Genomic DNA, 23,603 nt, shown 5'->3' with positions numbered 1-23,603 from the left:
TTGGCGCAGAAAGGCTAAACCGTTCGTTTCACCCTTTTGTTTTGACGGGTTCGAGCTTGACGGCATAGTGCAACTCTTCCCCTATAAGTTGAGGCTCGTCGAGTTCCGCTTGGGCTAGATGCGGGTAGGACGCCGCATACAAGCGCAGTGCCTCAAGAGGCGGGAGTTCAGGGGCGGGATCGGCCAAGCGGACTGAACCCATCTTGAACACCCGAACAGGGCGAATAACGGTGGAAGCTGTGGGTGGTTGTTGAGAACTCATCGGCACGATCCTCAAAAAAGCGATTTCTCGGTGACAGACACGGCGACGTTACTCTGAGCAGGAGCGGAATCAGCGGCCCCTTCGTTCGCACGGGTGCCCGACGATGCTTGTGCGGCAGAAGTTGCGTTGTCGGTAGCCACGCGGGCCTGTTTACCGGCCTCCTTTAGGCGGTTCAAAGCGTCCCGCAAATCGTTGCAGATCGTTTCCCGCGTTCCAGCGAATTCAGCTAGGGATCGTGGAAAATCCCGGTCCAGCACCGCCGGACTGGTTTCCACGTACAGCGGCATGGACAATGCGCCCCGCAAGGTCTGGATATATTCCGGTGCCTTATCGTCAACGCTACCGCGCAACACAGGCTGCACCAGGACACTCAACTGGTCGCCCTTGCGGGCGACCGTGAATTGAATGCGCTCGTCGTATTCGAGCATTTCGAAAAAAGTTTCAAATATCATCGGTTTCCTCTTCGGCGTATTCGAACTCGGATGGTTCTGGACCGTCGCGTTCGGGGCCAAGCCGTTCCGAGCCTTTTGCCTGGGCGCTGGTCCTTGCCGTCACCGGCGACGAGGCTGTCTCTTCGCGTACGTTCCGATCCTTATCCTCTCGCGGGTATCCCGAAACGCAACTCGGCACGAAACCGCTGAAATCGAATCCGTACCCGAAAACCTCGTCGAGAATCTCGCCGTGCTTCTTCTTCATCAGCGTCGCGAATGTCTGTTTATCGCCGTGCGATTCGTAGTGCTCGACGAATCGCTCGCCCTTGCCATTGACCGCTTCGCGCAGCACCGCCTCGATGCCCGCCTTCGTGAACGCGCCGAGGAAGTCCTTGTCGAGCACGAAGCGATCGCTGAGCTTGGTCCCCGAGTGCTTGACCAGCGCCGCAGCGCCTTTGGCGAAGGGCTTGTTGAAGCAGGACGTTTTTTCGTGCTCGCTCAGCAAGTGAACCAACAGCCGCCGATGAAACGCCCGCAGATCGTCGAGTGCGAGCGGGTAAAGCGCGTTGACGAACGCATCCAAATTCGTCAGTTGAAACGCCTTGTCCCGGACGGCGTCGGGGAGCAGCGTGCTTGGGGCGCTGGCCGCGAGGAATCGGTACAGGGCAAACGTGTCGAGGCATAGAACGGCTCTTGGGTCGTCCGGCGCGATCTTCGCGCTCAGGGTGCGATAAAACGTTTCGATCGCCTCGACGACTTTGCCCGGCAACGCCGAGGCACTGGCGGCTTTCGCCTTGGGATTGCCCGAGTCGGCTGTACCGCTTGCGGCGGTTGCGCCTTTCGCGATACGGCCCGTTGTTCTCGACGGCATCCCGGACTGATCTTGCCTTCGAACCTGCGTGGCCACACTCGAAGTCGCCCGGTACTCATCCACTTTTTTCTGGTGGCAGCCGAGGTCAAAACAGCAATCCTCCTTGACCTCGCCCAGGCGATCAGGAGATGTCATGAGCAGTGCCCCATAATGGGCGCATTGGCGGCATCCGCGCTCGAACTGGTGTTTCCCGACGCCCTGGGGACCTTGCTGGCAAAGGATCGTATAGGAATTCGGCGGACGCTCGGTGTCGAGGTAGACGACCGCGTACTGTTCGGACAGAGTGCGTTTTTTCTCGTCGAGAGCAGACTGACTTTTGGCCTGGAAGCACTCGCGGTTCGCGCATTTGCCGGACGCTATGTGCTCTTCGAACAAGCTCGCCTGCATCGTCGAGTTATGGGGACAGTTGGCGCACCCGGAAATGTCAAAGATGGCCTTGGAGAGGTCAAGGGCAAACGCCGCCAGCCGGTCCCTAAGATCGGCAACCGAATATCCATGCTCAATGATCTTCGCTAGCGTCGCGGTCTGGAAGTCGCGCGGCAGTTGCGATAGGAGTTCCGCGTGTCCAAGCTTGATCTTGCGTTGGGCCAAAGCCTCTAGTACCTCAGGGTCTGCATGAAGTAGGAGCAGACGGGATTCAAACTTCTTTTGGCTCCATCCCAGAAGTCGCATCGCTTCCTGGCGATCGTTGCCGCAGCCCATAAGCACCGTTCGGGCCGCCTCGGCTTCTTCCGCAGGCGACATATTCGCCCTTTGCGTGTTCTCGATGGTGGCGACCACCATCGCCTCGTGGTCAGTCAGATCGCGAACGGCAGCGGGAATCAAGACGAGATTGGCATCTTTGGCAGCGCGGTAACGCCGTTCTCCGGCGACAATCCAGTAGTTGTCGGGGCGATCTGGAATAGGACGCACCACAACGGGCTGGAGGACGCCATTCTGCCGGACCGATTCGGTCAATTCGCGGTACTCCGCGTCGTCGAAGAACTTACGAGGATTGAAACCCGGTTGAACGTGGACTCGGTCAAGAGGGAGGTAACGTAGAAATTTGTTTTCGGTCTCGGTTTGCACGATCTTGTCTCCGTAGTACAAGTCCCATAAATGCAGCAGCGTGAAAAACCACGGAGTCAGAATCTCAGGGAAGTGCGGATATGCAAGCCGAAAGAGGAAGTTTGCGGATTAATATCGCAACCCGGTTTACCGCGTCCGGATTGCGATTACCGAACGACCGGGCTGGTTACGGTGTCGAGCCCTTGGTCGGGACCGGTGTTGTACGTTGGAGCAGCCGAGCTACAGGGTGTCGTCCAGACGCTAAAAAGCGAAAAAGCCTGTCCGACCACGACAGCCAACTTTCGACGACAAGCGTCGGTACGTTTTGTGCCGGCGTTGTGCTGATATCCATACGTGCCTTTGTATAGGCAAGGCTAACTAATAGTGCAGCCGTCCTCCAAGAAGCCGGATGATGATCTTCAAAGCACGGAAAATGACCTTGGTCAGCGGGATAATCAAGTGACCGGAATTAAGAAAGGGTTATAAACTTTGATCATCAACCCCCTTTAACCACCCGCCGGATGGGTCTTCCGACCGGGTGAAGTGGTGTCCCTACCAAGATAAGGAGCATGACCCATGAACGTTCCCCTGACTGGGGGTGCCAGTATTTCCGCGCGCACCCGAACGCCATCTATCTGGCTTTCCCGGCTCGCGGAATTACTCGTTGCCGCACTTTCGACGGACGATTCAGAACCGGTTGGCTTCGCCCGCTATAGCGGGCAACGTCAACGTATCCGGTTCAACCTAGCCACAGTGCTTCGCCGCTTATATCAGTTTCCTGAGTTCAAGGATGATTTTGCGCATGGCAGCGACACTGGCTTCCTGTTTGATCTTGAATCGCCTCCCAGAGGAACGACCAGCAAGATGGGCGGGCGGCTCCTACCGGGCTCGGAGGCCAAAACGACAGCCGCCCTGGAAAGACTTCACCAGGCGATCGCACGTGAGATCGACACCGTATTGCAGTCGGCACCGCTGCAATCCCTTGTCATTCCATCATCCAACCAGGCGTTGGAGTTATTCGCTCGGAATCTGAATGTCCCGCTGTATCCTTCGCCAGGCATCGCGGCCGTGGTGCCGGTCGGCTTCGCCGCTCCAAGCCGCAAAGCAGCCGAACAGGAAAAAGACGTCGCGAGGGTATTGTCAGCAATTGAAACGGTGGATGGTCGGGACTGGTTGGAACGTCTCCTAAAAGGCATCGAAAATTATTTGCGCCATGAGGACCTGGATAACGACGAAATCCAGCCCATTCTTGCCAGCATCCGTATGCAGCGTGGCCAGCCGGGGAGTCAAATCCAGCGCTTTCTCGATTTCCTGGATGATGACGCGTTAGCAAGGGTTCGCCTTCAGGTCACCTTCAAATCGATGGCGTCTATCGCGACCCGAAGTTCGGATCCCTCCCTGAAGGCCTACGTCGACCGGGTGCTCGCGTGTTTCCGGACCTACGCCAGTACGGCCGGACGAACACTCCCGCTCGATGTCAGTACGGTGTATGGGCAACGCAGCTGCACCGATTTGTCGGACCACCTGCGCAAAGCGCTGTTTTATAGCTGCCTCCCGGTTTGGGCGGAGTGGGCCGTGCAAATTTTCGAGGCTCGTACCGATCCCGAACACGGTTTTGCGACCCGGCGAGAGGTCTCCTACCGATTCCGCGTCAACGGCAAAAGCCCCGATTCCGGCAAAAGTGCCTTCGCGGCTCGGCTGGACCGAATTGAAGAACGCCTGGTGGAAGACCCTGTAATCAACGGCCATACCGGACGCCATATCGCCGAACTCGTGTTTCTGTACCTGGTCATTCCAAGTTCGCTTGATTCACCCGGCAGCGAAGACATCGAGACGGAAGCTGACGGCATTGCACGGGCCTTGAAAACCGACCCGCTCGGAACGGTCAAAGAACTCATCGCCAAGCTGCGCCTTCGGGAACCTGTGATGGAACGCATCGCGGAATCGCTCATCAAGGTGCTTCAAACGAAATCCGCCAAATTGGTCGAGGATGCGAATCGAATCGCGGACAAGTTCTATGTCGCCGTGCACAAGAGGATCGTCGACTGGGCCGTCGTTCGGACCATGGCCTCACACAACACGGAAATCTTGGTCAAGAATGACCAAGGCCATGACCACATTGCCTGGTTCCAGCACCTCGTCGTTACTGACAACCTGGCGGAAGTGCCGGGTTCCTTGGCTTCGTATGCGGTCGAAACGCACCTGATGGAGCGTTCGATAACGCCTGTGGGATTCCGGCACGAAATCCGGATGTCCCGCGATCTCACCCAACCGGTTTTACCGGTACGGTTCGTCCCGCTCAAGGAGGAAAAGGACGCGGCGGGCATCAAGCAATGGCGGCTAGCGGATACGGTGTCCACGAGCTTCGACACGGGCCGTGGCATCGATATCGAGTACGACGTCCGCTCATTGAGCCTTTCCAAGGGGGCGAAAGATCAGGACAAAGCGACTCGTGAGCAGCTTCGTACAGCCGGCTGCGCTGCGTTCACGCTGTTGAGCTACATCGTACTATTGGAACTTGCACGCCGCGCTCAGTCCATCGAGGGTCGGCAACGTCCAGCGATGTATCTAGTGCGCCTGCAACCTGGCGGGAAAGAATCCGACGCCACGGATGGGAATGCCGCCGTCTATGCCGCCTGTCAGGCCATCGAGCAGGCCCTGTCTCGGGAGCTCTTGGTCAAGATGCAGGGGTTCCACACCCAAGGAAAAGCCGAAACCATCCGCTATCGAAAGACGAATTCGTTGATGGCGATGCAGGGTCGCTTCCCGATCGTCACCACGGCGGGCGGCAGCCTGGAAAAGGTTGCGGTGCTTTCCTACGTGACCCGACCTTGCGATTCCCATCCGCTCTATCCGGATGCCGAAGGCTTTCTGTTCGTCTCCCGCAGCTATTACGGCGTCCGCCGGAAAGACGGTATGGCGATTTACGTCGGCCGGATGAACTCGCGCCTGGTCGAAAACCGCCGGGCTTTCCGCGAGCCGCAACTGATTCTCGAAGAAATTGCCCGGTTTCGAGAGCAGGAGTTTCGACATATCGTGCTGCTTTCGCATCACTTCGGCAACCGGCACATTGGCCGAGCCGCCGAGCGGCACGCCCCCCACGGCACGCATGAGTTCCTGGAATCCGCCGCCACAAAATTCCCCGATGTGTTCCTATACCCTCTCCGCCGGGACGTTTTTCCGGCGACCCGGCTGCATACAAGGGGCTCCAACGAGAGCGCCTTCGAGGTCGTAACTTTTGCCGATCACCAGCGGATGTACGAGGAATCCGAGCGGGAACTGATCCGCGGGCTGCAGCCGGTCTACACCTTCGCCACCTTGGCCGTAGTGACCGAAGAAGGTCGGCCGCAGTCCGGATTTTGCACGTATTTCTTCGACATCGAACAGCGTCTTTCCAACATCGAATGGAGTGAAGCGATCCGCCAAAACATCCTGGGTACGACACCCGAAGGCGAAGCGGTTCGCGCCTCCATCTTGGGTGTACTGAGGGGACTGCACTATTTGGAAAGCGAGCGAGCGGCCACCAAGCAGCAAGTACTGCCGGTGCTCGATCCCTTCGGGTGGGCGACGCCAGCGACCAATGCGGCCGCGGGCGAGTTGGAAGTGATGAGCCGGCGCGGCAAGGGCTCCGTCCTTCTGTCCTTTCCGGCGCTTTTGGCGCATGTCACAAAGGTGCTGCACAAGGACAAAACCGAATGGAGGAGTTGACCTTTCAGCAACAGGCCGTCATTTGGGGGCAGGCCTACGAAATCTTCGTCAAACGCGGCGTACTGGGCTGCCTGACAGATCACGGCTTGGTTTCTCTCGACGACCCGCATCTTAAGCCTTGGCGGGAAACGAGAACCTCGGAGGTATACAAAGCCGTGGTTCGGGCGCTTCAAGTCGTTGACGAGACGCTCAAGGAACACATCCACGCGGCGCTCCAACATCTGGCGACGGTTACCTATGGGCTCGGCTACACCGCAATGCGGGAATACCTCCGGAAACTCCGCCAGCCGCTTGCCAACCAGGCGCTTACCCGGCGCGCACTCTGGTGTCCCTTGACGCTTCCGAGCCAGAAAGATTTCGACGCCGAACGAGAGCGGTCCTGTGCCGAAATTCACCGATTGCTCGGCTTAAAGGGGCCGGTTGACCCGGCCTTGGCGGATAAGGGCCGACCGGCGCGCGCCGATTTCCTCCTGTGGCTGTCAGGTACCCACAAGGAGGACCATATCCTGGTCCAGGAATACTCCTACGATTGTCCCGCCACACTGGAAGACTTTAGCGAGGAGACGGCGCACCTCGAAGAACTGCTGCGCTACCGCCGGTACGTGGACTCACGCGGCGTATTTGCGCGAGTTTCCGCGGAAGTCGAGGAAGAGCGCTTCGAGCTGTCCGACGATATCAAGGCTCATCTCGGCGCGTTCACATCCGACAACAAGCCGTTCTACAAGCTATGCCAGGCCGCAAGTTATGCCGAGTCCACCGTACAGGTATTGGAACGCTACGGCTTGTTGGTCAAACCGTGCGTCGTCCGGGCGCTCGCCATCACCCCCAACGGCCTGGAAAGTCTCGCCGCGCGTTATTTGCCCGGCGGGGTGAAGGATCCGCGCTTTGCTTTGATGCAACAGCTGGGAACGGCCTATCGTAAGGCGGTGAAGCGACAGGATGATGACGAAGCGGGGCTCACCCAGGAAGTCGACGCGGTTTTTCGTCAGATTCTCAGTCGTTTGCCTAAGAGCCTCAAATCCGGTCTAAAAGGCCTGCGCGAAATTCCAACGCCGGGCACGGATTACCGATTCGAATTCGAGGAAAAAGTGCCGGAATTTGCGAATCCAATGCAGAGGTATTCCACGGACGAAGCGCTGGCCTTAGTGGAGGAAAGTCCCGAGATCAATGATTACTTCGGCGGTTCGGCAAAGAATGCGATTACACGGGCGCTGGAGGACTTGCGCACCGGCGAGATAACCGTGGCGCTCCGCGACCTGCACGCGGCCGCCATCGTCGCGGGTCTCGGCGCAGCCAAACGGGGCAAGCTCAATGTCATCGGGCTCGAAGGCAATCCGGGGATTGGTAAAACCACTGCGGTGACTCGGTACCTCGCCCAACAGTCATCCGGCTATTTCTTTCTCTACGTCAGCCCGCGCGTTGTCATCAACCGTGATGTGACGGAAAAACTTGCGAGGAAGGACGGAGCCCCGTCCGGTATCCTGACGATCACGACCAACGCCCAAATCATTTCTGCCGCACCCCGATACCATCGTTCACAGGTCGAGCAGGGGTTGGATGGGGAGCGCCGTATCGACGGCGCCGTCGTGGTCGACGGCGTGAAAAATCTAAACGTTCCACGGAACAGCATCCTGTTCCTTTCGCCCGAGCAAGAGCACGAGATCGAGGCGAAGCACGCCGGATCCCGGTTGGGTAAGACGACACTGTCCGAACATGAAGATCAGGTCGAAGAGCGGCCGCTGCTCGGCGTGCTGTCCGCGATGTCCTTAACGACCCGGGAACTTCTGGCCCAAAACCCAGAGGTCAATCGCGTGGTTCTGACGGCAGCGCTCCAAGGATTCCGCGAGAAGGCAAACAGGCGCAACACGATCCAGTCGCTTTCTCAGCTCTTCCGCGAATCGGTCGCAAGGCGCGCCGGCATCGAAGAGCGCCGCCGCGTTGCCCAGCGGATGCCGACGGTCGTCGTGATGGTCGATGAGCTCGCGGGCGACGGGGCCGGCGCGCCGTTCGTCCATGCGGTTGCCCGTTGGCTGAAGGACGAATTCATTGAGCCTTTCGAGGCAGGAGAGTCGCCCTTTACGGTCATCCTCGTCATATCCGATGCCTCTCTCGGCAACGAGCTGGTCCTCGACCGCTATCTGAATGCGGGCGACAGGGCGCCGGACAAAATCCTCATTTCCAAATCACGGGGCCGTAAGCCTTTTGCGCTAGCCGTCACCAAAGTGGCGATCGACGCCGGCAAGCCTAAAGTCCTGCATGTCATGACCAACAGCTACCCGGCCAGCGAGCTGACCGTTCGTTACCGAGTCAACCTGTCAACCGTTCGCCTGATCGAAAAACAGCCCGGTCTGCTTGAAACACCCCGGCAGGCTGTCCGCCGTGTTGCGGAGGAGGCGCTTTTTGAGAATGCCGCTCAAGAAATTCGGAACGCCGTTGCCGGAGGCGCCAAGCAGGTCATCTATTTCGCGCAGGACAAGCTTTTCCTGCGGTCGCTCCGAAATACGCTCACGCAGGACACCGAGCTCGGCTTGAACGAACACAACGTCCAGATTCTCGATTCATCGATTCCGGGATCCCGACGCAAGAAACTGGTAGAGGAGAAAACCCGCGACAGCATCAAGGTATTCTTGATGACGTCGTCAGGGGCGCGGGGAGTTTCATTCCCGAAGACCGACTGGATCATCGCGGCCGTACCGCGCTTCAATGTCGAGGCCGCATTGATGGAAATCGCACAGCTCATCTATCGTGGTCGGGGGAAGTACCATGATGAAGAGGGCAATGAAATTCCCGGGGACTCGGTCCCTCGGAGGCTCGTCATGCTGGTCGACGACTTCCTGGTGCACGGGGAAACGTTGGACAAACGGCAATGGCTCCGCCAGTCACTGGATCTCATGACCTTGCTGGTCATGCTGCGTGCCACGATCTTTACCCGGATCACTGGTGATGCTGGCCTGAACCAAAATCTGGCCTTGGTGCCGGTCGGAAGCGTCGGTTTGGAGGAATTGTTGAACCTGATGTCCCAGTACGTGTTGGAGTTTTTGGCGGAGGCGGATACCTACGTAAAAGGGGAGGGAAATTCGGAACTGGCTGGGCTCGTCGGTTCAGCCAGAAACCACTGCTACGACCTGTTTGCACGGTTTCGTCTGCAAGCCACCGCTTGCAAGAACGCGGATGGCGCCTCCTTTGTGAAAAGCGAGGACGCCCGTGAGTTCTTTGACCAAGCCAGTACAGCCCTTGCCCCGCTTCTGCCCGATGCCGAGGGGAGGCCTCGCTTGCCGGCGCATATCTATTTCGCCGGCCCGTTGGTGCTCGAACACTGGGCAGATTTCGACAAACGCGAGCTGTTTTCATTTGAAGGGCAGCTGACCAATGTCGAGCAGATGACCCGCCGACTGTACTGGGAACTGAAGAGTATCGATGAGACTGATGCTTTGCCGAGCAGCCTGAGAGTCCCTGCGGCCAACCTTCTCCGTCTCCTTGCCCGTGAGAAGCCAGATGCCGCAATCGAGTTCAACACGCTGAAGGAGCTGAAATCGCCTGATACCTGGGTAGCTCTACCGGCGGGTTACGTTCAGTTTGTTCGACCGTCCCGAGCGCATGACGACAAGCCGAAGGCCGTGGAAGAGCCGGAATTGTGGCGGAATGGCCTTGGCCGGGCACTTTCTGCCAGTAATGCCGTGATGCCAGCGATACCTCGCTACGAAGCGATGCCTTGGGCGGCAGGTGTGGGTCAGACCAATCCTCTGAAATTCGATATGGTTTTCGACGACCGTTACTTCATGGCATCGAGCGAGTTGAACCTCCTCAATATGCTGCTTTTGTCAGAGGGTACCGCGTGAAGCTTGATGGGGATCAGGTGCGTTAAGAAATCCCGAGCCCCCTAGTTTGTCATGACGCTGGACGGCTTAGCGGTACTGAAATAGATCGTCTCGAAAACAGCCGTTTGCTCATCCGAGCGGCACAGTTTACCGGGCATTGGCATATAGGCCGCGACTGTTAGAGATGCAGGGACATACATACTGGCGAGCCACCCGTTCATGGTTTTCTTCGGTTTCTGCCTGCGTTGTTGCATTTTTCCGTAACGACATGGCTAAGCTCGACTTTATCCATTTACTGAGATGATTAAACGGAAACCCGGTCAACGCAGTCTATTGATGACTTCTCCAGCACAAGAGGGGCATCATGTCGACCTTGCCAACCGGGTTTACCCATTTGATCACGGCGTTCGCCCCTTTGTTCTCGAAACGGGTGTTCTCATCGATACCGGTGCTGGTCGTCGGGGCCATACTTGCCACCGGCAAACGCACCGTGACGGCCGTGCTGCGCGTCATGGGCCTGGACCAGCAATCCCCTTTTCAAACCTACCATCGGGTCTTGAACCGGGCCGCCTGGTCTCCTCTGGCGGCCAGCCGCATCTTGTTATCCCTTCTGGTGCGCACCTTTGCGCCACAGGGGCCGCTGCTTTTCGGTCTGGACGACACCATCGAGCGGCGCTGGGGCGCCAAGATTGCCGCGCGCGGCATCTACCGCGATCCGGTGCGTTCTTCCCACAGCCACTTCGTCAAGGTCAGCGGCTTGCGCTGGCTGTGCCTGATGCTGCTCGTGCCCATCCCGTGGGCGATGCGGGTGTGGGCGCTGCCTTTCTTGACGGCGCTATGCCCCTCCGAACGCTATCACGAGCGGCAAGGCAAACGGCACAAGACCCTGACCGACTGGTCGCGCCAAATGGTCAAACAAGTGGCGCGCTGGTTGCCGGGACGACAGATCGTCATCGTGGCCGACAGCACCTTCGCCGCCTTGGATTTTCTCGGTGCGGCGAGACCGTATGCCACCGTCATCACCCGCTTGCGCCTGGATGCCGCACTGTATGCGCCGGCGCCCGCCCGCTGCGCCGGGCAACGCGGGCGCACGCGCCGCAAGGGCAAACGACTCCCGACGCTGGCCGAGGTGCTGGTCAATCCGGCCACCCGATGGACCCCGTTGACCATTCCCTTCTGGTACGGCGAGCACGACCGCCAAGTCGAACTCGCCAGCGCCACGGCCGTGTGGTACCACTCCGGCATGCCGGTCATCCCCCTGCGCTGGGTCTTGATTCGCGATCCGCTGAGGCAATTCGAAACTCAGGCCTTGTTATGCACGGATGGGCATGCCACGCCGGCTTTCATTCTCGAGTGTTTCGTGCAGCGCTGGCAGATGGAAGTCACCTTCGAAGAAGCCCGCGCCCACCTCGGCATGGAAACCCAGCGCCAATGGTCGGACCAAGCCATTGCCCGGACCACGCCTTGCCTGTTGGGACTGTATGCCATCGTGACCTTGCTGGCGCAACATCTGTTCTCGACCGGGCAGGTGTATCTGCGCAGCACTGCCTGGTATGCCAAACCGCAAGCCACTTTTTCCGACACCATCGCTTCCGTGCGCCGATGGTTATGGAGCCACGAGTATTTTTCAACCTCGCCAAACGAGGCCGACATGATAAAAATCCCGCGCCCTTTACTGGATCGCTTTATCGATTCACTCTGTTATGCGGCTTGAATGGATAAAGTTGAGCTAAGGAACCTCTGAAAAATTCATTGTGGTACGCTGGTCTCACCGGTCTTGTGGAATGAACCGATGAAGCAGACGACTTTTGCCTCGCTGAGCTACGACAGTGGTATGGTCTGTCCGATCCGGCCGCCGAGGAGGCCCTATACGAGATCGAGTCCATGCGCCGGTTTGCCGGCGTGGAACTGAGCGAGGATGCCATTCCCGACGAAACGACGATTCTCCACTTCCGCCGCCTCCTGGAGCAGCACGATCTGACGGCCCAGCTGATGAACACGATTAATGATGTATTGGAAGAGAAGGGACTGCTGCTTAAGGGCGGCACGATGGTCGATGCCACGATCATTCATGCAGCGCCTTCGACGAAAAACAAAGGGAAAGCTCGGGACCCGGAGATGCATCAGACGAAGAAAGGGAACCAGTGGTTTTTCGGCATGAAGGTGCACGTGGGGGCGGACGTGAACAGCGGGTTGGCGCATACGGTTTCGGTGACGCCGGCCAACGCCTCCGACCTCAGCCAATTGCCGGACCTGCTTCGCGAGGACGATCGGGCGGTGTTCGGGGACTGGGGCTATGTGGACAATCGGCTGAAGCGGGCCGCACGGGCGGCCGGCGTGTTCTGGGGAATCAACTTGAAGGCGCCGCCGCAGCGTGCGCTGGGAGCGGGACAGAAAGCCAGGAACCGGCGCTTGTCTTCGGTGCGAAGCCGGGTCGAGCACTTGTTCCGGATCATCAAACGGCAGTTCGGGTATGTGAAGGTGCGCTACCGGGGCTTGGCCAAGAATGCCGCTCAGGTGTTCGCGCTGGTCGGGCTGGCGAACCTCTACCTCAAGCGGCGAGCCTTGCTCGCCTGAGGGGGAGATCTGTCCGGTGGATGCTAGATGGCCCTCGGATTGCCATGTCCTCAAGGTAAACCGCGAGCAAATCTCCCAAAGGCGCTTTTAGATCCGTCTTTGAATGACTGTGAGTACCGCTTTTGCCATCTCCGGATTTGTTCAGAGCTTCCCTAATGCCGCAGCCGCGCCCACAGTACCCGAATTATCATCATCGAAGCGTCGTCCGGATCTATGGACAAGTAACTATCCGCGGCATCTCCGTATTTGATCCCTTGGCAGTTCATCAGCAGGTCGCTATTGTCATGCCACAGGCTAAATTCGTTTCGAATCCGCATACCAGGACCGAAATGCAGGCCGATCAAATCGCCCTCGGTCAGCGCCGCGATTTCCTCCTTTTCGGTATGGCTCAGCATGCGCGCCAATCGGTCTACCGCTTCGTTGAGGGTGCGCGGCCAGTCCTGGCCGGAGCCGGCTGGATCTGTGGGCGTGGATGGTTTCGTCATTGCGGCAATGTTCTCCTATCGGTTGTCTGCTTTTGCTTATGGCGTTGGCGTCGGTACTCCCGCATCCAGTCGAGATACTCCCGGTGCCGGGCGGGATTCGCTTTGAGCTCCTGCCGCCAGCGCTGCCGGTAGGCTCGCCCGTACCGCCGCATCCGTTCCAGCCAGGGCTCCCGCTGTTCGAGTGTCATCGCATCCAATCGCGCTCGGCGCCTAGCCTGAATCTCGGCCGCATGCTTGGCGTAGTAGTTCCGCTGCCGGGCCAGAACAGTTTCGCGACAGGCGGGGTCGGTTTTGATTCGGGCTTTCCGCCGCTCCTGGGCCGCTTTGGTCTGTTCCGCAAGCCGTGCGGCGAAAACCGGATCGGCCTTGGCCCGCGCCTTTACCCGTGCGGCTCGGCGCTTGTTCAGGTCCGGATTGCGGGCCACCCGGCGGTGATAGCTGGCGTTCTGGATTTGCTTGCGGCGCGCTTTCGCGCAGGCCTCGGAACAGGTCTCGCGGGTCAGCGAGCCTTGCCGGACAACTTCCCCGCAGATGACGCAACGCGGCCGCCGGCATTCCGGGCAGGCGGTGACGGCATGGCGGGAACTGATTGAAGCTCGATGTGGAAACCGGTTTTGCGGCACGGTAATCTCGGTGCCGCAGTCGCACCGGCAGAGCCAGGCGGTTTGCTCGTGTCCGAATTTCAGCCGGCCGTTGGGTCTCAACACGGTGAGTTGACCATATCGACATCCGGCAAGGTCAAGCAGCGCGGGCATGGCAGGGATTTTGTCTCCTTGATCAGAATCATCCAAGCTTTGGGATTATTGTAGGCTCTTTGAAATAATGCTGGGTCTCCTCTGATAGAGTTCGAGATTTCCTTTATTGTGATGACCATCGACTATCCAGACCAGAAAAAGGGTGTGATTTGCCGCTGCAGCGGGACGACGACGGGACAGATCAGGCGACTTGTCGATAAGTGCGTCAACGACCTGGACAGCCTATCGAGAGCGACCGGCGCGTGTTCAGGTTGCGGGGCCTGCGATTCCGACATTCTGGCCTTGCTAGCCGAATACACTTCGTCTGTTTCGCACAGTGCCCGATAGCCTTGCGCTGTTTTGCCCCAGAAGACCGCTCACACTGTCGATACGGGATTCCCGCGCGCTCACGAGACCCCTGGCGGCTGCTGCTCGGATTCGCCGACCCGGCCTATCCGTAACAGGTGACTGCCACGGATGAGGGGAGGGTATACGCACGACTCGGCCCTTATCTGGATCGGTTCGCGAGCGCTATCGAAACCGCAAGCTGGCGGTCGCCGGATAAATTTCGTGCAGGAAGCAATAAAGACCGATGATCAGGGCGGCCATCGCAGCGATGAAGAGAATCGCGATGGCGCTCGAAACATCCAGGCTTAGAAAGGCGCCGACGAACAGAATGACAATCAGCGTGCAGATGAGTAGCGCACAGGCGGTACAGAGGCTGATGGCCCAGTACGCCACGCGGGCGCTGAGGACTGACGTAGCGCGCCGATGCCGGTCAGGAGAAAGACCGGCGCCACCGCAAGTTGTATGACATGAGCGATATCGGTGGCTTGCATGGTCAGCCTCACTGAAACAATGGTCGGATAAAAGGACGATTCGGCGGAAGACCGCGCATTATGAGCGTGATCCCCTTCTTCAGGAAGGTAGCAAGCTGCGCTCACACCACACACGGGATCAGCGCCGCAATCTGGCCCACAGCTCCCGGATAATCACGGTTGACGCGTCCTCGGGATTGAGGGCGCCGCAGGACACCATCAGCGCCTTGTTCCCGCGCCAAAGACCAAACACCTTCCGGACATAAGCCCCCAAACTGAAGTGGACGATGATGGCATCCGCGTCGGGCGCTGCGGCAATTTTGTCTTTTTCAGTCTGACTCAACAGGACGATCAACTGGTCTACGGCTTCTTGAAGGGTGCGAGGCCATTCTTGATCGGCCTTTGAATCGGACGACTGTAACGGATTGTTCATTTTCTTTACAGAGAACGTAAGCTGGTGGAAATCAAGTCAAAAGCGCGAATGTTGACGGTCTAGCCACAAAGTTGTCCACAGAAATTGTGGATAAGCTTAGGTGTTTGCTGCGTCCAGACGTGCTTACCAGACTGTTGAGAGGATTTTAGACCGTGCGTAAAATCGATTTATTAATAATACGGTTGCAAAGCCCATGAAAGCCATTACCGCGAACGATCTAAAATCGAAGGGCGTCTCCGCCTTGGAAGCCGCTTTGGAAGACCAGGACGAAGCCATCATCAGTGTGCGGGGCAAGCCGCGCTTTGTGGTTATGGACATCGAGCATTACGAGCGGCTGCGCGAGGCGGAAATTCATTCCGCCTGGCAAGAGGCGCGTGCAGCCATCGATCAAGGCGACTATGTAGAAGCCACCGCCGAGGAGCACATCGCGCGCTTGCAAAAGGAATTGGACGAGAATGCCCTATAAACTGATATTCCCTGGTTCTTACCAGAAAAGAGAAAAGGCATTCCTCAAAAAGCACCCGGACCTTCGGGAACGCTACTTCAAAACCCTATTACTGCTGGAGCAGAATCCGATGCACCCGTCCTTGCGCCTGCACCCGATACAAGGGCGGCTGGCCGGCCTGCATTCGGTCTCGATCTCCCTACAATACCGCATCACGCTGGAATTGGAGATCAGGGAACAGGAAATTGTCTTCGTCGATGTCGGCAGCCACGGCGAAGTGTATTGAATCCATGGTCGGGGAACCATGGCACTTCGCAACATCTGTCACAGCGGCGATAGGTAGGTTGGACGCTATGGAAGATTGGGGCTACGGGGGAGGAGAGGGCGCAGCCAATGACTCGAACGGTTGGCTTTTGATATAGACGTTTTTGTTTTCACCGCCGGACTGGGACGACCTGGCCCTACTCCGCAGAAAATTTAAGAAGAACGAAAATTTCATGCGCCGTATTTCTATCCTGCCTCTGCTCCTTTGCGTTTCCCTTACCGCTTGTAACGGCGACCACCTCGCCAAAACAAAAGACCATGCGCCGGCGGCTCCGATTATCCAACTCCGGGCCGAGACTCCATCCACCGGCAAGGTGGTCCTTCCGCCCACCCAAATCAGCGATGAAGGCAAGCTGCTTCGCCTTGACTACGAAGGCTTCACCGTGTGGCTCGACTGCGAGCAACGCGGCGCCGTGAAGTGGCGGTACAATGCTCAGCGTGACGGCGGCAACGAGGCGCGAGCCAATGACTTCAGGCTTGATCCCTACGTCCCGAAGGAGTGCCAGCAGACCAGCCCGAAAGGCTACGGCCACGTCTATGACCGAGGCCATCAAGTGCCAGCAAATCATCTCGACCATTCGCCGGTGGCGATCCAGCAGTCGAACTACATGAGCAATATCCTGCCGCAGGCCTCGCAGATGAACCGGGGGGGCATGGAAGCTGACCGAGGACATCGTCGAGTGCTACCGGGATATCGATGAACTGCTGGTGATCGGCGGTGTGATTTGGGGCAGCAACCTGGCCGATGATTACTTTATCAAGAGCCACGGCGTGAAAACACCGGATGCGTTCTGGAAAGTGGTGATCCGCGGCGATGGCAGAACGATCGCGTGGATCGTGCCGAATTCAAAGGAAGCTACAGCGAAAAGGCTGGACGACTACCTCGTGACGGTGGAGGAGATCGAGCAACTGACGGGGGAAATGCTGCCGGTCACCGGAGATGCGAGAACGACGAAGCCTGTGGGAAGTTGGGTCGTGCCGATCGGGTGTGATAAGGGCTAAGCCCCTCTCGCGGCGCAGCGCGTAAGCTCCAGAACGGAATCCTGCCTTTGAACGAATTTGCGAATTTTTTGTAAAGTGACTTTACACTATTGGGTTATACCGTATTACTTTACTTTATGCTGAATGCAGTGCAACCATGTACGCTGAGATCCTGCCGGTTTTAACATGAGCCCCAAAAAACCCGGCCGCAGGGTGCAAAGCCGGGTTTGTCCGCGTTGCCGTCAGATACGGTTTGGCCTCCGGTTGAAAACCGTGGCTGTCGTGATCGTTGAAAGTGCTGCATGGCGATATCGGCGCCGCCTTCTACAGACCAGCCAATCTCCGCCACGCGGACTTATCAGCTTCAGTCGTAGATGTTTCAAGAGATTCAGTTTCGGGGCTCTCCGCATCCGGTCCACTTGGGTCGGATTCCGCTTCGGCGGATGACGCATCGCCACCATCGCCGGGAGCGTTTGGTCCCTCCGGATCAAGGATCGCTTCGGGTTCAATCGCCAATCCGGAGTTTTCACGCGCCGCTTGGACTTCCTCGCCATGGCCCTTTGCATAGGCGGCCCGATGGGCGCGCCGTTCGATGGTAATGATGCGCCGACCGAGTCGCAGCAATCGCTGCTGCCATTGATAGTGCGCCTGTCCGCATTGCTTGTTGGTGAGCACACCGCAGAGCCAGAGGGCGTCCATAGCGATCATGAGTTCATCGAGCATTTGGATCAGCGCCACGAACTGGGAGACCTGGGGCGATACGATGCGCGCGTTAAAGTCCATGGGATGGGTGTAACGCGGCTTTTCGGTCACGCCGTTATCGGTACACAGTTTTTCCATTCGGGACTTCTCGCGTTCCAGTTCGCTGGCACAGTCGCCGATCATCTTGCTGACGGTGCCTTCCACTGCATCGATCTCGGCTTCCTCCCCGATGATCCGGAGGATGACGTCGATAGCGTACAAGGATCGCACCAGCGTGGGAAAGACGCGGCGGACGACGCGCAACGCCTGTTCGCTATGAACCGTTATGGTACGTTCAAAAACCGGGCGACTGATCGCGGGAGGGGTTCGTTCAGCCATCGGCGTATTCCTCTGTGTGATTCTGTGGAATGAAGTCCTGGGGACGTCGCCCCGAGCGCCAAATCGACATATCCATGAGCATAACGTCGTTGGCCGAAGCCGGCGTTGCAATAAATGGCCGAAATCGGAACTTTGAGCGCGAAATCAGAAGGAACGCAGTGAGCGGATCAAAAATAGCGATGTGCCGCGCGAGGCGGTCACGCCATGGTAGCGGGAGTCGTTCGCGGGCAACCAACAAAAATCCGGCTGTGGGGTTCAACCTGGATCGACCGCCGGCAGATCAGCCTAATCTTGGCAGGCGATGACGGCCATCCCGTGGAATGGATGTCGTGACACGATTAGTGTTCGCGGCGTAAACTGATTCCGTCACAAAATCATCGGATGCGAGATGACACAAGGCGGAAAACGAATCGGCGCTGGCCGGAAATCGAAGTGGAACTGTGAAACCCGAACAATGCGAGTCCCGGTGCACTTGGTCGGGGAGATCGAGCAATTTATCGAAAAGCGCATGGGCGAAGCTTTGGAAGTAGTGCCCGAGACCCCGCCCGCACCCGCACTGCTCGAATTGTGGCAGGGCGACAAGCGGTGTCAGGCTCGAACGACAAAAGGTGGTCGATGCCGGTTGCCCTCGGCGATCGTCCACAAGCTCCAGCATGCCGGGCGATCCATCGAAATTGGACTGTGCCAGCGGCATTGCGACCAAATCCGCCAGGGGATCGAGCCGCGGGTTCATCCGTCTGTATTTGATTCCGCGACAAAATCAAATGGATAACCCCGTCGCATTCTGTTGCACACGCCGTTCGCTGGCGAGACGCGCCGCCGGTTCGTCGTCGTACCACATTTCCCGAAGAGCATCGGGACTGCTGATCCGGCCCACTTCCGGACCAGCGCCCAGTCCCTAAACCACAGACCGCCAAATCTGGGCACCGATGTTCTATCTGGTGATCCCGGAGATCGAGAATAAAGGAATTACCTATTTACTCCGTCCGGTAGCGGTGCACGCGTATTGCTGGCAAGAAAGGTCGAACTTCCACTTGAAGGTCGACCCGGCGAAGGCGCTGGCGCTTCTGACCTTGTTCGGGCAAGGCCACCACCTCCGGGGTTCTCGCCAAGGGTTCGGCCGGATAGAAAATCGGTGAAAGTGCCATGACTTGCTTTCGAACCGTTCGCCGATGGCGGAGATCACCGGAATCTCCCGGGAAGACGAGATTGACCCGGGGGTAATCCTTGAGCTGCTGAACCTGCGCCAAAGGCTCATGCTCCGGAAGATTCAACAGGCACTCGTATTGATAGCGTAGCGCAGGGTCCCGATCGTCCGATTCGGCCAGACGTTTTTCCAACATGGCCTGCGCTTGAGCGCGGGTGATTTTCACGATTTTGCGGACGCGCCCCCAGAAAAAGGAGGCGGCGATCGGGCGCTGATCCAGCACCACCAGGTGTCGCGTTGCCTGGCGCCGATTGAACCGCGCCCGGCCGATGGCGGTCAATAGCTTGCTCGTCCAAGCGCGTTGCGTGGCCGCGCCGCGAGGTGGTTCCAAAACCCCCGAATCGAGGCACATCAAGAAATCATGGAGCCTATCCTTGAGCTGGTTGACCTCCGCGACCGCCGACAAGGTCTCCTCGGATGACCCCAAAAGCCCCTGCAGCTGCTCCGTCCCGCCCGGATCCCGATCATCGGTGTAATCGATCCGCTGAATGAACGCGGCACACCGTTCTCGGGCTTTCGAAAGCCCACTCCGCTCATGCCCTTCGACCCAACAGGGCCTTTCCTGATCCGCCACGATAAGCCCGGCGAGCTGCTGCAACGCCGCTTCAAGCTGACCAATCCGATCCAACAGCAATACTTGGGCGCGGGACTCTAAACCCGGCATTCGGCTCTCCCTTGGCTAGGTTGCCGGTACGATAGCAGAAGACACACTCTGATAACAGTATCTTAATGATTACGACCAATTCCCACGGTCACCCCGCCCCATCCCACCTAGCGGCCGTCAAACCGAGAGAGAACGAGAGAGGAGAGAAAAGAAGAGGCTTAACAGGTGGGGTTATGATGCGGGTGCTATGTCCATCGGAGGGCTTGGGTCGTGTTGGGTTGGATATTAAGATACTGTTATCAGAATAGAATATTTGAAGAACAATCGAGGGGTGTTCATGGAGCATTGGGCGTGGCATGTTTACGGGAAAACCGCGGCGATTTCGTTCGAAGCGGAGGTCACCCGAAAGAATCAGCCGACGGTCGGGGTGCATGGCGCCGTCGCCACCGCAGACGGCTCGCATGATTGGGACAACAAAATTCAGATGCAGCTGACGCCACGTGAGCTCCCCCGGCTCGCCGCCGTGTTGTTAGGCTATGCTTCTCACATGGAGGCGCGCTTCCATGGTGATCGCAAGGACAAACAGTTCAAAATTGAGCGCCAGCCGCAGAACCTTTACGTCATCCTCCAGCAAGCGGGGCTGCCGGTCAGGGCGGTCCCAATGCCCTTTGAAGATGCGGTTTTCGTGAGCCAGCTTGTGCTTCGCCAACTGGCGCGCTTTTCAGGCACCAATCCCGCCGCGGTGCTGGCGGCGATCCAGGGGAATGCCGAGCTTTTGGGGCACGCTCATAACACACGGGGAGCGCCAACGGCATCGCCATTCAAACGAACCGAACATCTATGAGCTACGCCAAATGACCCTCTGCGGGCACTGAAATGACCGATCGGCTAACCGTAAGGATTTCTTCGTCCGCATGGATAACCGCTCCATTCCGATCTTTCTCTCCGAAAAAGAGGCGGATCATAGTTGAGGTTGCCCCTGTGTCGCCCCCGCCCATGGGGGTGGTCGAATGCGGTCGGAATACGCAATCAGTGGATGGATGCCAATACCGTAAGCCGATACATCAAGAACCGGAAAACCAAATCGGGAAGTAAGTGATCATGCGTAACCATTTTTCGGTTTGGGCGAGGTCTTACTGAGTTCACCCTCGTGTAAATAGATGCCCCGCGATCGGATCAAGCGGCTTTCAGCACAAAATCCACATGCACGGCGTCGTATGGAAAGACCACCCTGCCATCTTCGGCTTTATCCAGCAGTCCCGCGTTGAGCAAGGCATGAACGTCGCCATGCACCGCCTTGACATCCCGGCCGACGCGCCGCGCGATTTCGCGGATGGCCAGGGGACCTGCGCCGGTCATGGTCTTGAGGATTTCCCAGCGCTTCGCGGTCAGCACCTTCCATAACAGCTCCGGCGTTTCGAAGCTGATGCGCGGCTCGGAAGGCGTCAGGGTATCCATGGCTTCCGCCACGTCCGACAGCGTGTCCGCCAAAGTCCTTACATCAATCGTCACTGTTTTCATCACGCCACCTCGTTATGTCATCGTTGAAGTCCTTCAGCAATTGGCGCGGGGTCGAGAAGCGATAGGGCTCTTCGAGATTGCCCTGATGCCGATGGTCGCCCTTGCCGGCTTCGTTGTCGTAGCGCAAGACGCATTCACCTCTGACCACAAAAGCCAGCCGATATTTGAACAGGTGCCGACTGCCAGGAACGGGCTTAGGTAATTGCCAAATCACGAGCTCGGCGAAGGCGTTCTCGGAAATGATGACCCGTCGCCTGATCAGTTCTTGCGCTTTCATGTTGGACATAATAACAACACCTATAGGTGTTGTAAATAAATCCAACAGATCGGCGGAAAATTCCTGGCCTGGAATTTCCGGATGATTCCTATAGCAATCGATCCACATTTTCTGTGGATGAATGGCCGCCGAGCTGGACGCCGAACGAAAACGCCATGAGTCGACCACCGCCAAACTCGAGGCCACGCTTACCGAGTTGGCGACCGTGAGAGCCAAGGCGGAAGCAGAGCGTGAGACACACGCCGAACAGCGGAAGCGGATGGCCGAGGAAACCCACCGCACGGCCGAGCGATTAACCCGTATCCATACGGAACGCGATGAGGCCCAGAAAAAAGCCGGCACCGCACAAGCGGCGGCGGCTAACCTTCGGGGACAGATCGAGGCTCTGAATGGGCGAATGGCAAAGCAGGAGGCCGAAATCAAGCGGCTTCAAGCCGAACTGGATACCACAAGAGCGAGAATTCTTGAGCTCACAACCGAAAACGGTAAGGCCAACGGCCAATTAGAAGCGCTTCGTGCGCAGATTGCCGGGCAGCAGGAGCTGATTAAGGACTTTTCCACGTCGCGGGCTAGAGGTGGCAAAACAGACCCGATAGGGTAGGTTACTTAAGGTCTCTTGTTGGCGATACCAGGCCTTTGTTGAAGTAATGGTGCAGGCCTGCGGCGATCGCGTCCGCGATGACGGCTTGCCGTCCTTCCTTTTTTCGCGACCGCAAACATCTGTTCCCAGCCCTGCGGCACCCAACTGACCCGGCCGAAGCCGACCGGCAGAAATGGGTCGGTGGCTGTCTGGTTGCTCATCGGTATCGTGATCCCTGGAACACACTATATGGCCCTGACCGTAGGCAGTTCCGTCCAGCGGGTGGTGTAGTTCGGGGATTTCAGCCGGGTGCGCAGGTGCCACCGTTCGCTGAGCCCTTCGCCCGCAAACCGGACCGTCTGGCGGCCGTGCCGCCGGTTGATCTGGTCGAGCGCCTGCATCAGCCGGGACGAGCGAACCGGATCCGACGCTTCGGATGGAAAGAGATCAGTCTGCGCCACGCCGGCCGGAACCAGGTCGAGGAGCATGACCCCGGCTTTCTGATAGGCATAACCGTCGCGAAAGAGCCGCTCCAGTCCCTGGAGCGCCTGGCGGATCAGGTGTCCGGAATCCTGGCTCGGACCATCGAAGGCCAGGCTCACGGCATTGGCGTAATAGGGCTGGGCCGTGTCGAACGGGCTGGTCTGGATGAAGACGCTGAGCGCCTGCGCGGAGAGCCCCTGCGCACGAAGCTTTTCGCCGGCGCGCGCCGCAAAGCGGGTGACCGCGGCGCGCAGATCCTCGAGGCGGGTGACCTTCTCCCCGAAGCTGCGCGAGGTGAGAATCTGCTTCCGGGGCGGGGGAACGGTTTCCAGAGATAGGCACGACACACCACGCAGTTCCAGAGCGATGCGTTCCATCACCACGCCGAAGTGCCGGCGCAGCCACTTCGGATCGGGTTGTCTCAGAAAACGGAAAAAATCGTACGCTAAGAGCCGAAGTGGGCCCTTTAGCAGCAATGCAAAGCTGCGATCAACGGGCAGGAAACATTGCCGTGGTGCGCGTTGCACTCTCTCACTAGCGTCGACAGGGCCTCTTCCATCCGCGCGAGGTCTGCCATGCGTGCGCGCACATCGGCCAGCCGGTGGGCGGCCAGGTCGGCCGCCTCGCTGCAATGGGTGCCGTCCTCCAGTTTCAGGAGCTGGCCGACTTCATCCAAGCTGAAGCCCAGGCGCTGGGCTGATTTCACGAACTTCACCCGCACCACGTCCGCCTGCCCGTAGCGGCGGATGCTCCCATAAGGCCGTTCCGGCTGGGGCAGCAAGCCCTTGAGCTGATAGAAGCGGATCGTCTCCACGTTGACCCCGGCTGCCTTGGCGAAGGCCCCGATGGTCAGATTCTCTTGAGCGTTTTCCATGGTGCTTGACTCCGTAGTTAACTACGGAAGTAACGTTACAGCA

23 protein-coding genes and 2 pseudogenes are annotated in these 23,603 nt (G+C 58.3%); 11 read left to right on the top strand and 14 right to left on the bottom strand.

Going from position 1 to position 23,603, the window contains the following annotated elements:
* Positions 1-28: 28 nt before the first annotated feature.
* From JOD69_RS21870 to JOD69_RS21860, 3 genes are read right to left on the bottom strand one after another with little or no spacing between them, the layout of a single operon-like run.
* Complete coding sequence (locus JOD69_RS21870; RefSeq protein ID WP_139841004.1) at positions 29-262, bottom strand: PRTRC system protein C; 234 nt, start codon at positions 260-262, stop codon at positions 29-31.
* An 11-nt stretch (positions 263-273) separates the two neighbouring features.
* A complete protein-coding gene (locus JOD69_RS21865) occupies positions 274-714 on the bottom strand; it encodes a PRTRC system protein E (protein WP_086133338.1) in 441 nt (146 codons plus the stop codon).
* A complete protein-coding gene (locus tag JOD69_RS21860) occupies positions 704-2,632 on the bottom strand; it encodes a PRTRC system ParB family protein (protein WP_210024284.1) in 1,929 nt (642 codons plus the stop codon). Before JOD69_RS21860 ends, JOD69_RS21865 begins: the two co-directional genes overlap by 11 nt.
* 555 nt (positions 2,633-3,187) lie before the next feature.
* On the opposite strand from JOD69_RS21860, the gene JOD69_RS21855 reads away from it, so the two are divergent.
* From JOD69_RS21855 to JOD69_RS21840, 4 genes and pseudogenes are all read left to right on the top strand, one after another.
* Positions 3,188-6,319, top strand: coding sequence for a hypothetical protein (locus JOD69_RS21855; protein ID WP_210024283.1), 3,132 nt, complete (start codon positions 3,188-3,190; stop codon positions 6,317-6,319).
* Positions 6,307-10,158, top strand: coding sequence for a helicase-related protein (locus JOD69_RS21850; protein WP_210024282.1), 3,852 nt, complete (start codon positions 6,307-6,309; stop codon positions 10,156-10,158). The genes JOD69_RS21855 and JOD69_RS21850 overlap by 13 nt, the downstream gene beginning before the upstream one ends.
* A 343-nt stretch (positions 10,159-10,501) precedes the next feature.
* Positions 10,502-11,851, top strand: a complete 1,350-nt coding sequence (locus JOD69_RS21845; RefSeq protein WP_086133343.1) for a transposase — start codon at positions 10,502-10,504, stop codon at positions 11,849-11,851.
* Positions 11,852-11,958: 107 nt separating this feature from the next.
* Positions 11,959-12,714, top strand: a pseudogene (locus tag JOD69_RS21840) (IS5 family transposase); the annotation flags it as partial.
* A 152-nt stretch (positions 12,715-12,866) separates the two neighbouring features.
* Here the strand turns inward: JOD69_RS21840 and JOD69_RS21835 are convergent.
* On the bottom strand, positions 12,867-13,199 hold the full coding sequence (locus tag JOD69_RS21835; protein WP_086133344.1) for a DUF6794 domain-containing protein: 333 nt from the start codon (positions 13,197-13,199) through the stop codon (positions 12,867-12,869).
* A complete protein-coding gene (locus JOD69_RS21830; RefSeq protein WP_086133345.1) occupies positions 13,196-13,954 on the bottom strand; it encodes a hypothetical protein in 759 nt (252 codons plus the stop codon). The genes JOD69_RS21835 and JOD69_RS21830 overlap by 4 nt, the downstream gene beginning before the upstream one ends.
* Before the next feature lie 111 nt (positions 13,955-14,065).
* On the opposite strand from JOD69_RS21830, the gene JOD69_RS21825 reads away from it, so the two are divergent.
* The gene (locus JOD69_RS21825; RefSeq protein ID WP_086133346.1) at positions 14,066-14,281 is read left to right on the top strand and encodes a (2Fe-2S)-binding protein; all 216 of its coding nucleotides are present in this window, start codon (positions 14,066-14,068) and stop codon (positions 14,279-14,281) included.
* A gap of 183 nt (positions 14,282-14,464) precedes the next feature.
* Here the strand turns inward: JOD69_RS21825 and JOD69_RS24945 are convergent, their stop codons facing one another.
* Positions 14,465-14,674, bottom strand: a complete 210-nt coding sequence (locus tag JOD69_RS24945; protein ID WP_240506804.1) for a DUF2721 domain-containing protein — start codon at positions 14,672-14,674, stop codon at positions 14,465-14,467.
* 216 nt (positions 14,675-14,890) lie between these two features.
* Entirely contained in the window at positions 14,891-15,184 is a 294-nt protein-coding gene (locus JOD69_RS21815) for a DUF6794 domain-containing protein (protein WP_086133347.1), read from the bottom strand.
* Between the two features lie 193 nt (positions 15,185-15,377).
* Here JOD69_RS21815 and JOD69_RS21810 point away from each other — a divergent pair, with 193 nt between their 5' ends.
* From JOD69_RS21810 to JOD69_RS24935, 4 genes are all read left to right on the top strand, one after another.
* A complete protein-coding gene (locus tag JOD69_RS21810; protein WP_086133348.1) occupies positions 15,378-15,650 on the top strand; it encodes a type II toxin-antitoxin system Phd/YefM family antitoxin in 273 nt (90 codons plus the stop codon).
* A complete protein-coding gene (locus tag JOD69_RS21805; RefSeq protein ID WP_086133349.1) occupies positions 15,640-15,915 on the top strand; it encodes a plasmid stabilization protein in 276 nt (91 codons plus the stop codon). Before JOD69_RS21810 ends, JOD69_RS21805 begins: the two co-directional genes overlap by 11 nt.
* A gap of 142 nt (positions 15,916-16,057) precedes the next feature.
* Positions 16,058-16,654 carry a DNA/RNA non-specific endonuclease gene (locus tag JOD69_RS24940; RefSeq protein WP_245245720.1) on the top strand — a complete coding sequence of 199 codons (597 nt, stop codon included), beginning with the start codon at positions 16,058-16,060 and terminating at the stop codon, positions 16,652-16,654.
* Positions 16,655-16,661: 7 nt separating this feature from the next.
* Positions 16,662-16,955, top strand: a complete 294-nt coding sequence (locus JOD69_RS24935; protein WP_347257607.1) for a DNA/RNA non-specific endonuclease — start codon at positions 16,662-16,664, stop codon at positions 16,953-16,955.
* Between the two features lie 510 nt (positions 16,956-17,465).
* Here the strand turns inward: JOD69_RS24935 and JOD69_RS21795 are convergent.
* Positions 17,466-18,014, bottom strand: a pseudogene (locus tag JOD69_RS21795) (hypothetical protein); the annotation flags it as partial.
* Positions 18,015-18,991: 977 nt separating this feature from the next.
* Positions 18,992-19,885, bottom strand: a complete 894-nt coding sequence (locus JOD69_RS21790; protein WP_086133351.1) for a hypothetical protein — start codon at positions 19,883-19,885, stop codon at positions 18,992-18,994.
* 277 nt (positions 19,886-20,162) lie between these two features.
* Here JOD69_RS21790 and JOD69_RS21785 point away from each other — a divergent pair, with 277 nt between their 5' ends.
* Positions 20,163-20,669, top strand: coding sequence for a hypothetical protein (locus tag JOD69_RS21785; protein WP_156881751.1), 507 nt, complete (start codon positions 20,163-20,165; stop codon positions 20,667-20,669).
* Between the two features lie 332 nt (positions 20,670-21,001).
* On the opposite strand, the gene JOD69_RS21780 is transcribed toward JOD69_RS21785, so the two are convergent.
* Positions 21,002-21,346, bottom strand: a complete 345-nt coding sequence (locus JOD69_RS21780; RefSeq protein WP_086133353.1) for a transcriptional regulator — start codon at positions 21,344-21,346, stop codon at positions 21,002-21,004.
* Complete coding sequence (locus tag JOD69_RS21775) at positions 21,327-21,839, bottom strand: DUF6516 family protein (protein ID WP_210024281.1); 513 nt, start codon at positions 21,837-21,839, stop codon at positions 21,327-21,329. The genes JOD69_RS21780 and JOD69_RS21775 overlap by 20 nt, the downstream gene beginning before the upstream one ends.
* 43 nt (positions 21,840-21,882) lie before the next feature.
* Here JOD69_RS21775 and JOD69_RS21770 point away from each other — a divergent pair, with 43 nt between their 5' ends.
* The gene (locus JOD69_RS21770; RefSeq protein ID WP_210024280.1) at positions 21,883-22,224 is read left to right on the top strand and encodes a hypothetical protein; all 342 of its coding nucleotides are present in this window, start codon (positions 21,883-21,885) and stop codon (positions 22,222-22,224) included.
* A 5-nt stretch (positions 22,225-22,229) separates the two neighbouring features.
* Here the strand turns inward: JOD69_RS21770 and JOD69_RS21765 are convergent, their stop codons facing one another.
* From JOD69_RS21765 to merR, 3 genes are read right to left on the bottom strand one after another with little or no spacing between them, the layout of a single operon-like run.
* Positions 22,230-22,424 (bottom strand): hypothetical protein, encoded by a 195-nt coding sequence (locus tag JOD69_RS21765; RefSeq protein ID WP_210024279.1) that lies wholly within the window; start codon positions 22,422-22,424, stop codon positions 22,230-22,232.
* Between the two features lie 24 nt (positions 22,425-22,448).
* Complete coding sequence (locus tag JOD69_RS21760; RefSeq protein WP_205780965.1) at positions 22,449-23,162, bottom strand: DUF4113 domain-containing protein; 714 nt, start codon at positions 23,160-23,162, stop codon at positions 22,449-22,451.
* Positions 23,153-23,560 (bottom strand): Hg(II)-responsive transcriptional regulator, encoded by a 408-nt coding sequence (merR, locus tag JOD69_RS21755; protein ID WP_086133355.1) that lies wholly within the window; start codon positions 23,558-23,560, stop codon positions 23,153-23,155. The genes JOD69_RS21760 and merR overlap by 10 nt, the downstream gene beginning before the upstream one ends.
* Positions 23,561-23,603 lie beyond the last annotated feature (43 nt).

The sequence above is a fragment of the Methylocaldum sp. RMAD-M genome (assembly GCF_017832375.1).
Taxonomy (GTDB): Bacteria; Pseudomonadota; Gammaproteobacteria; order Methylococcales; family Methylococcaceae; genus Methylocaldum.
Note: the sequence above shows the minus strand (reverse complement) of the source record. Positions and strands in the feature narration are given on the sequence as shown.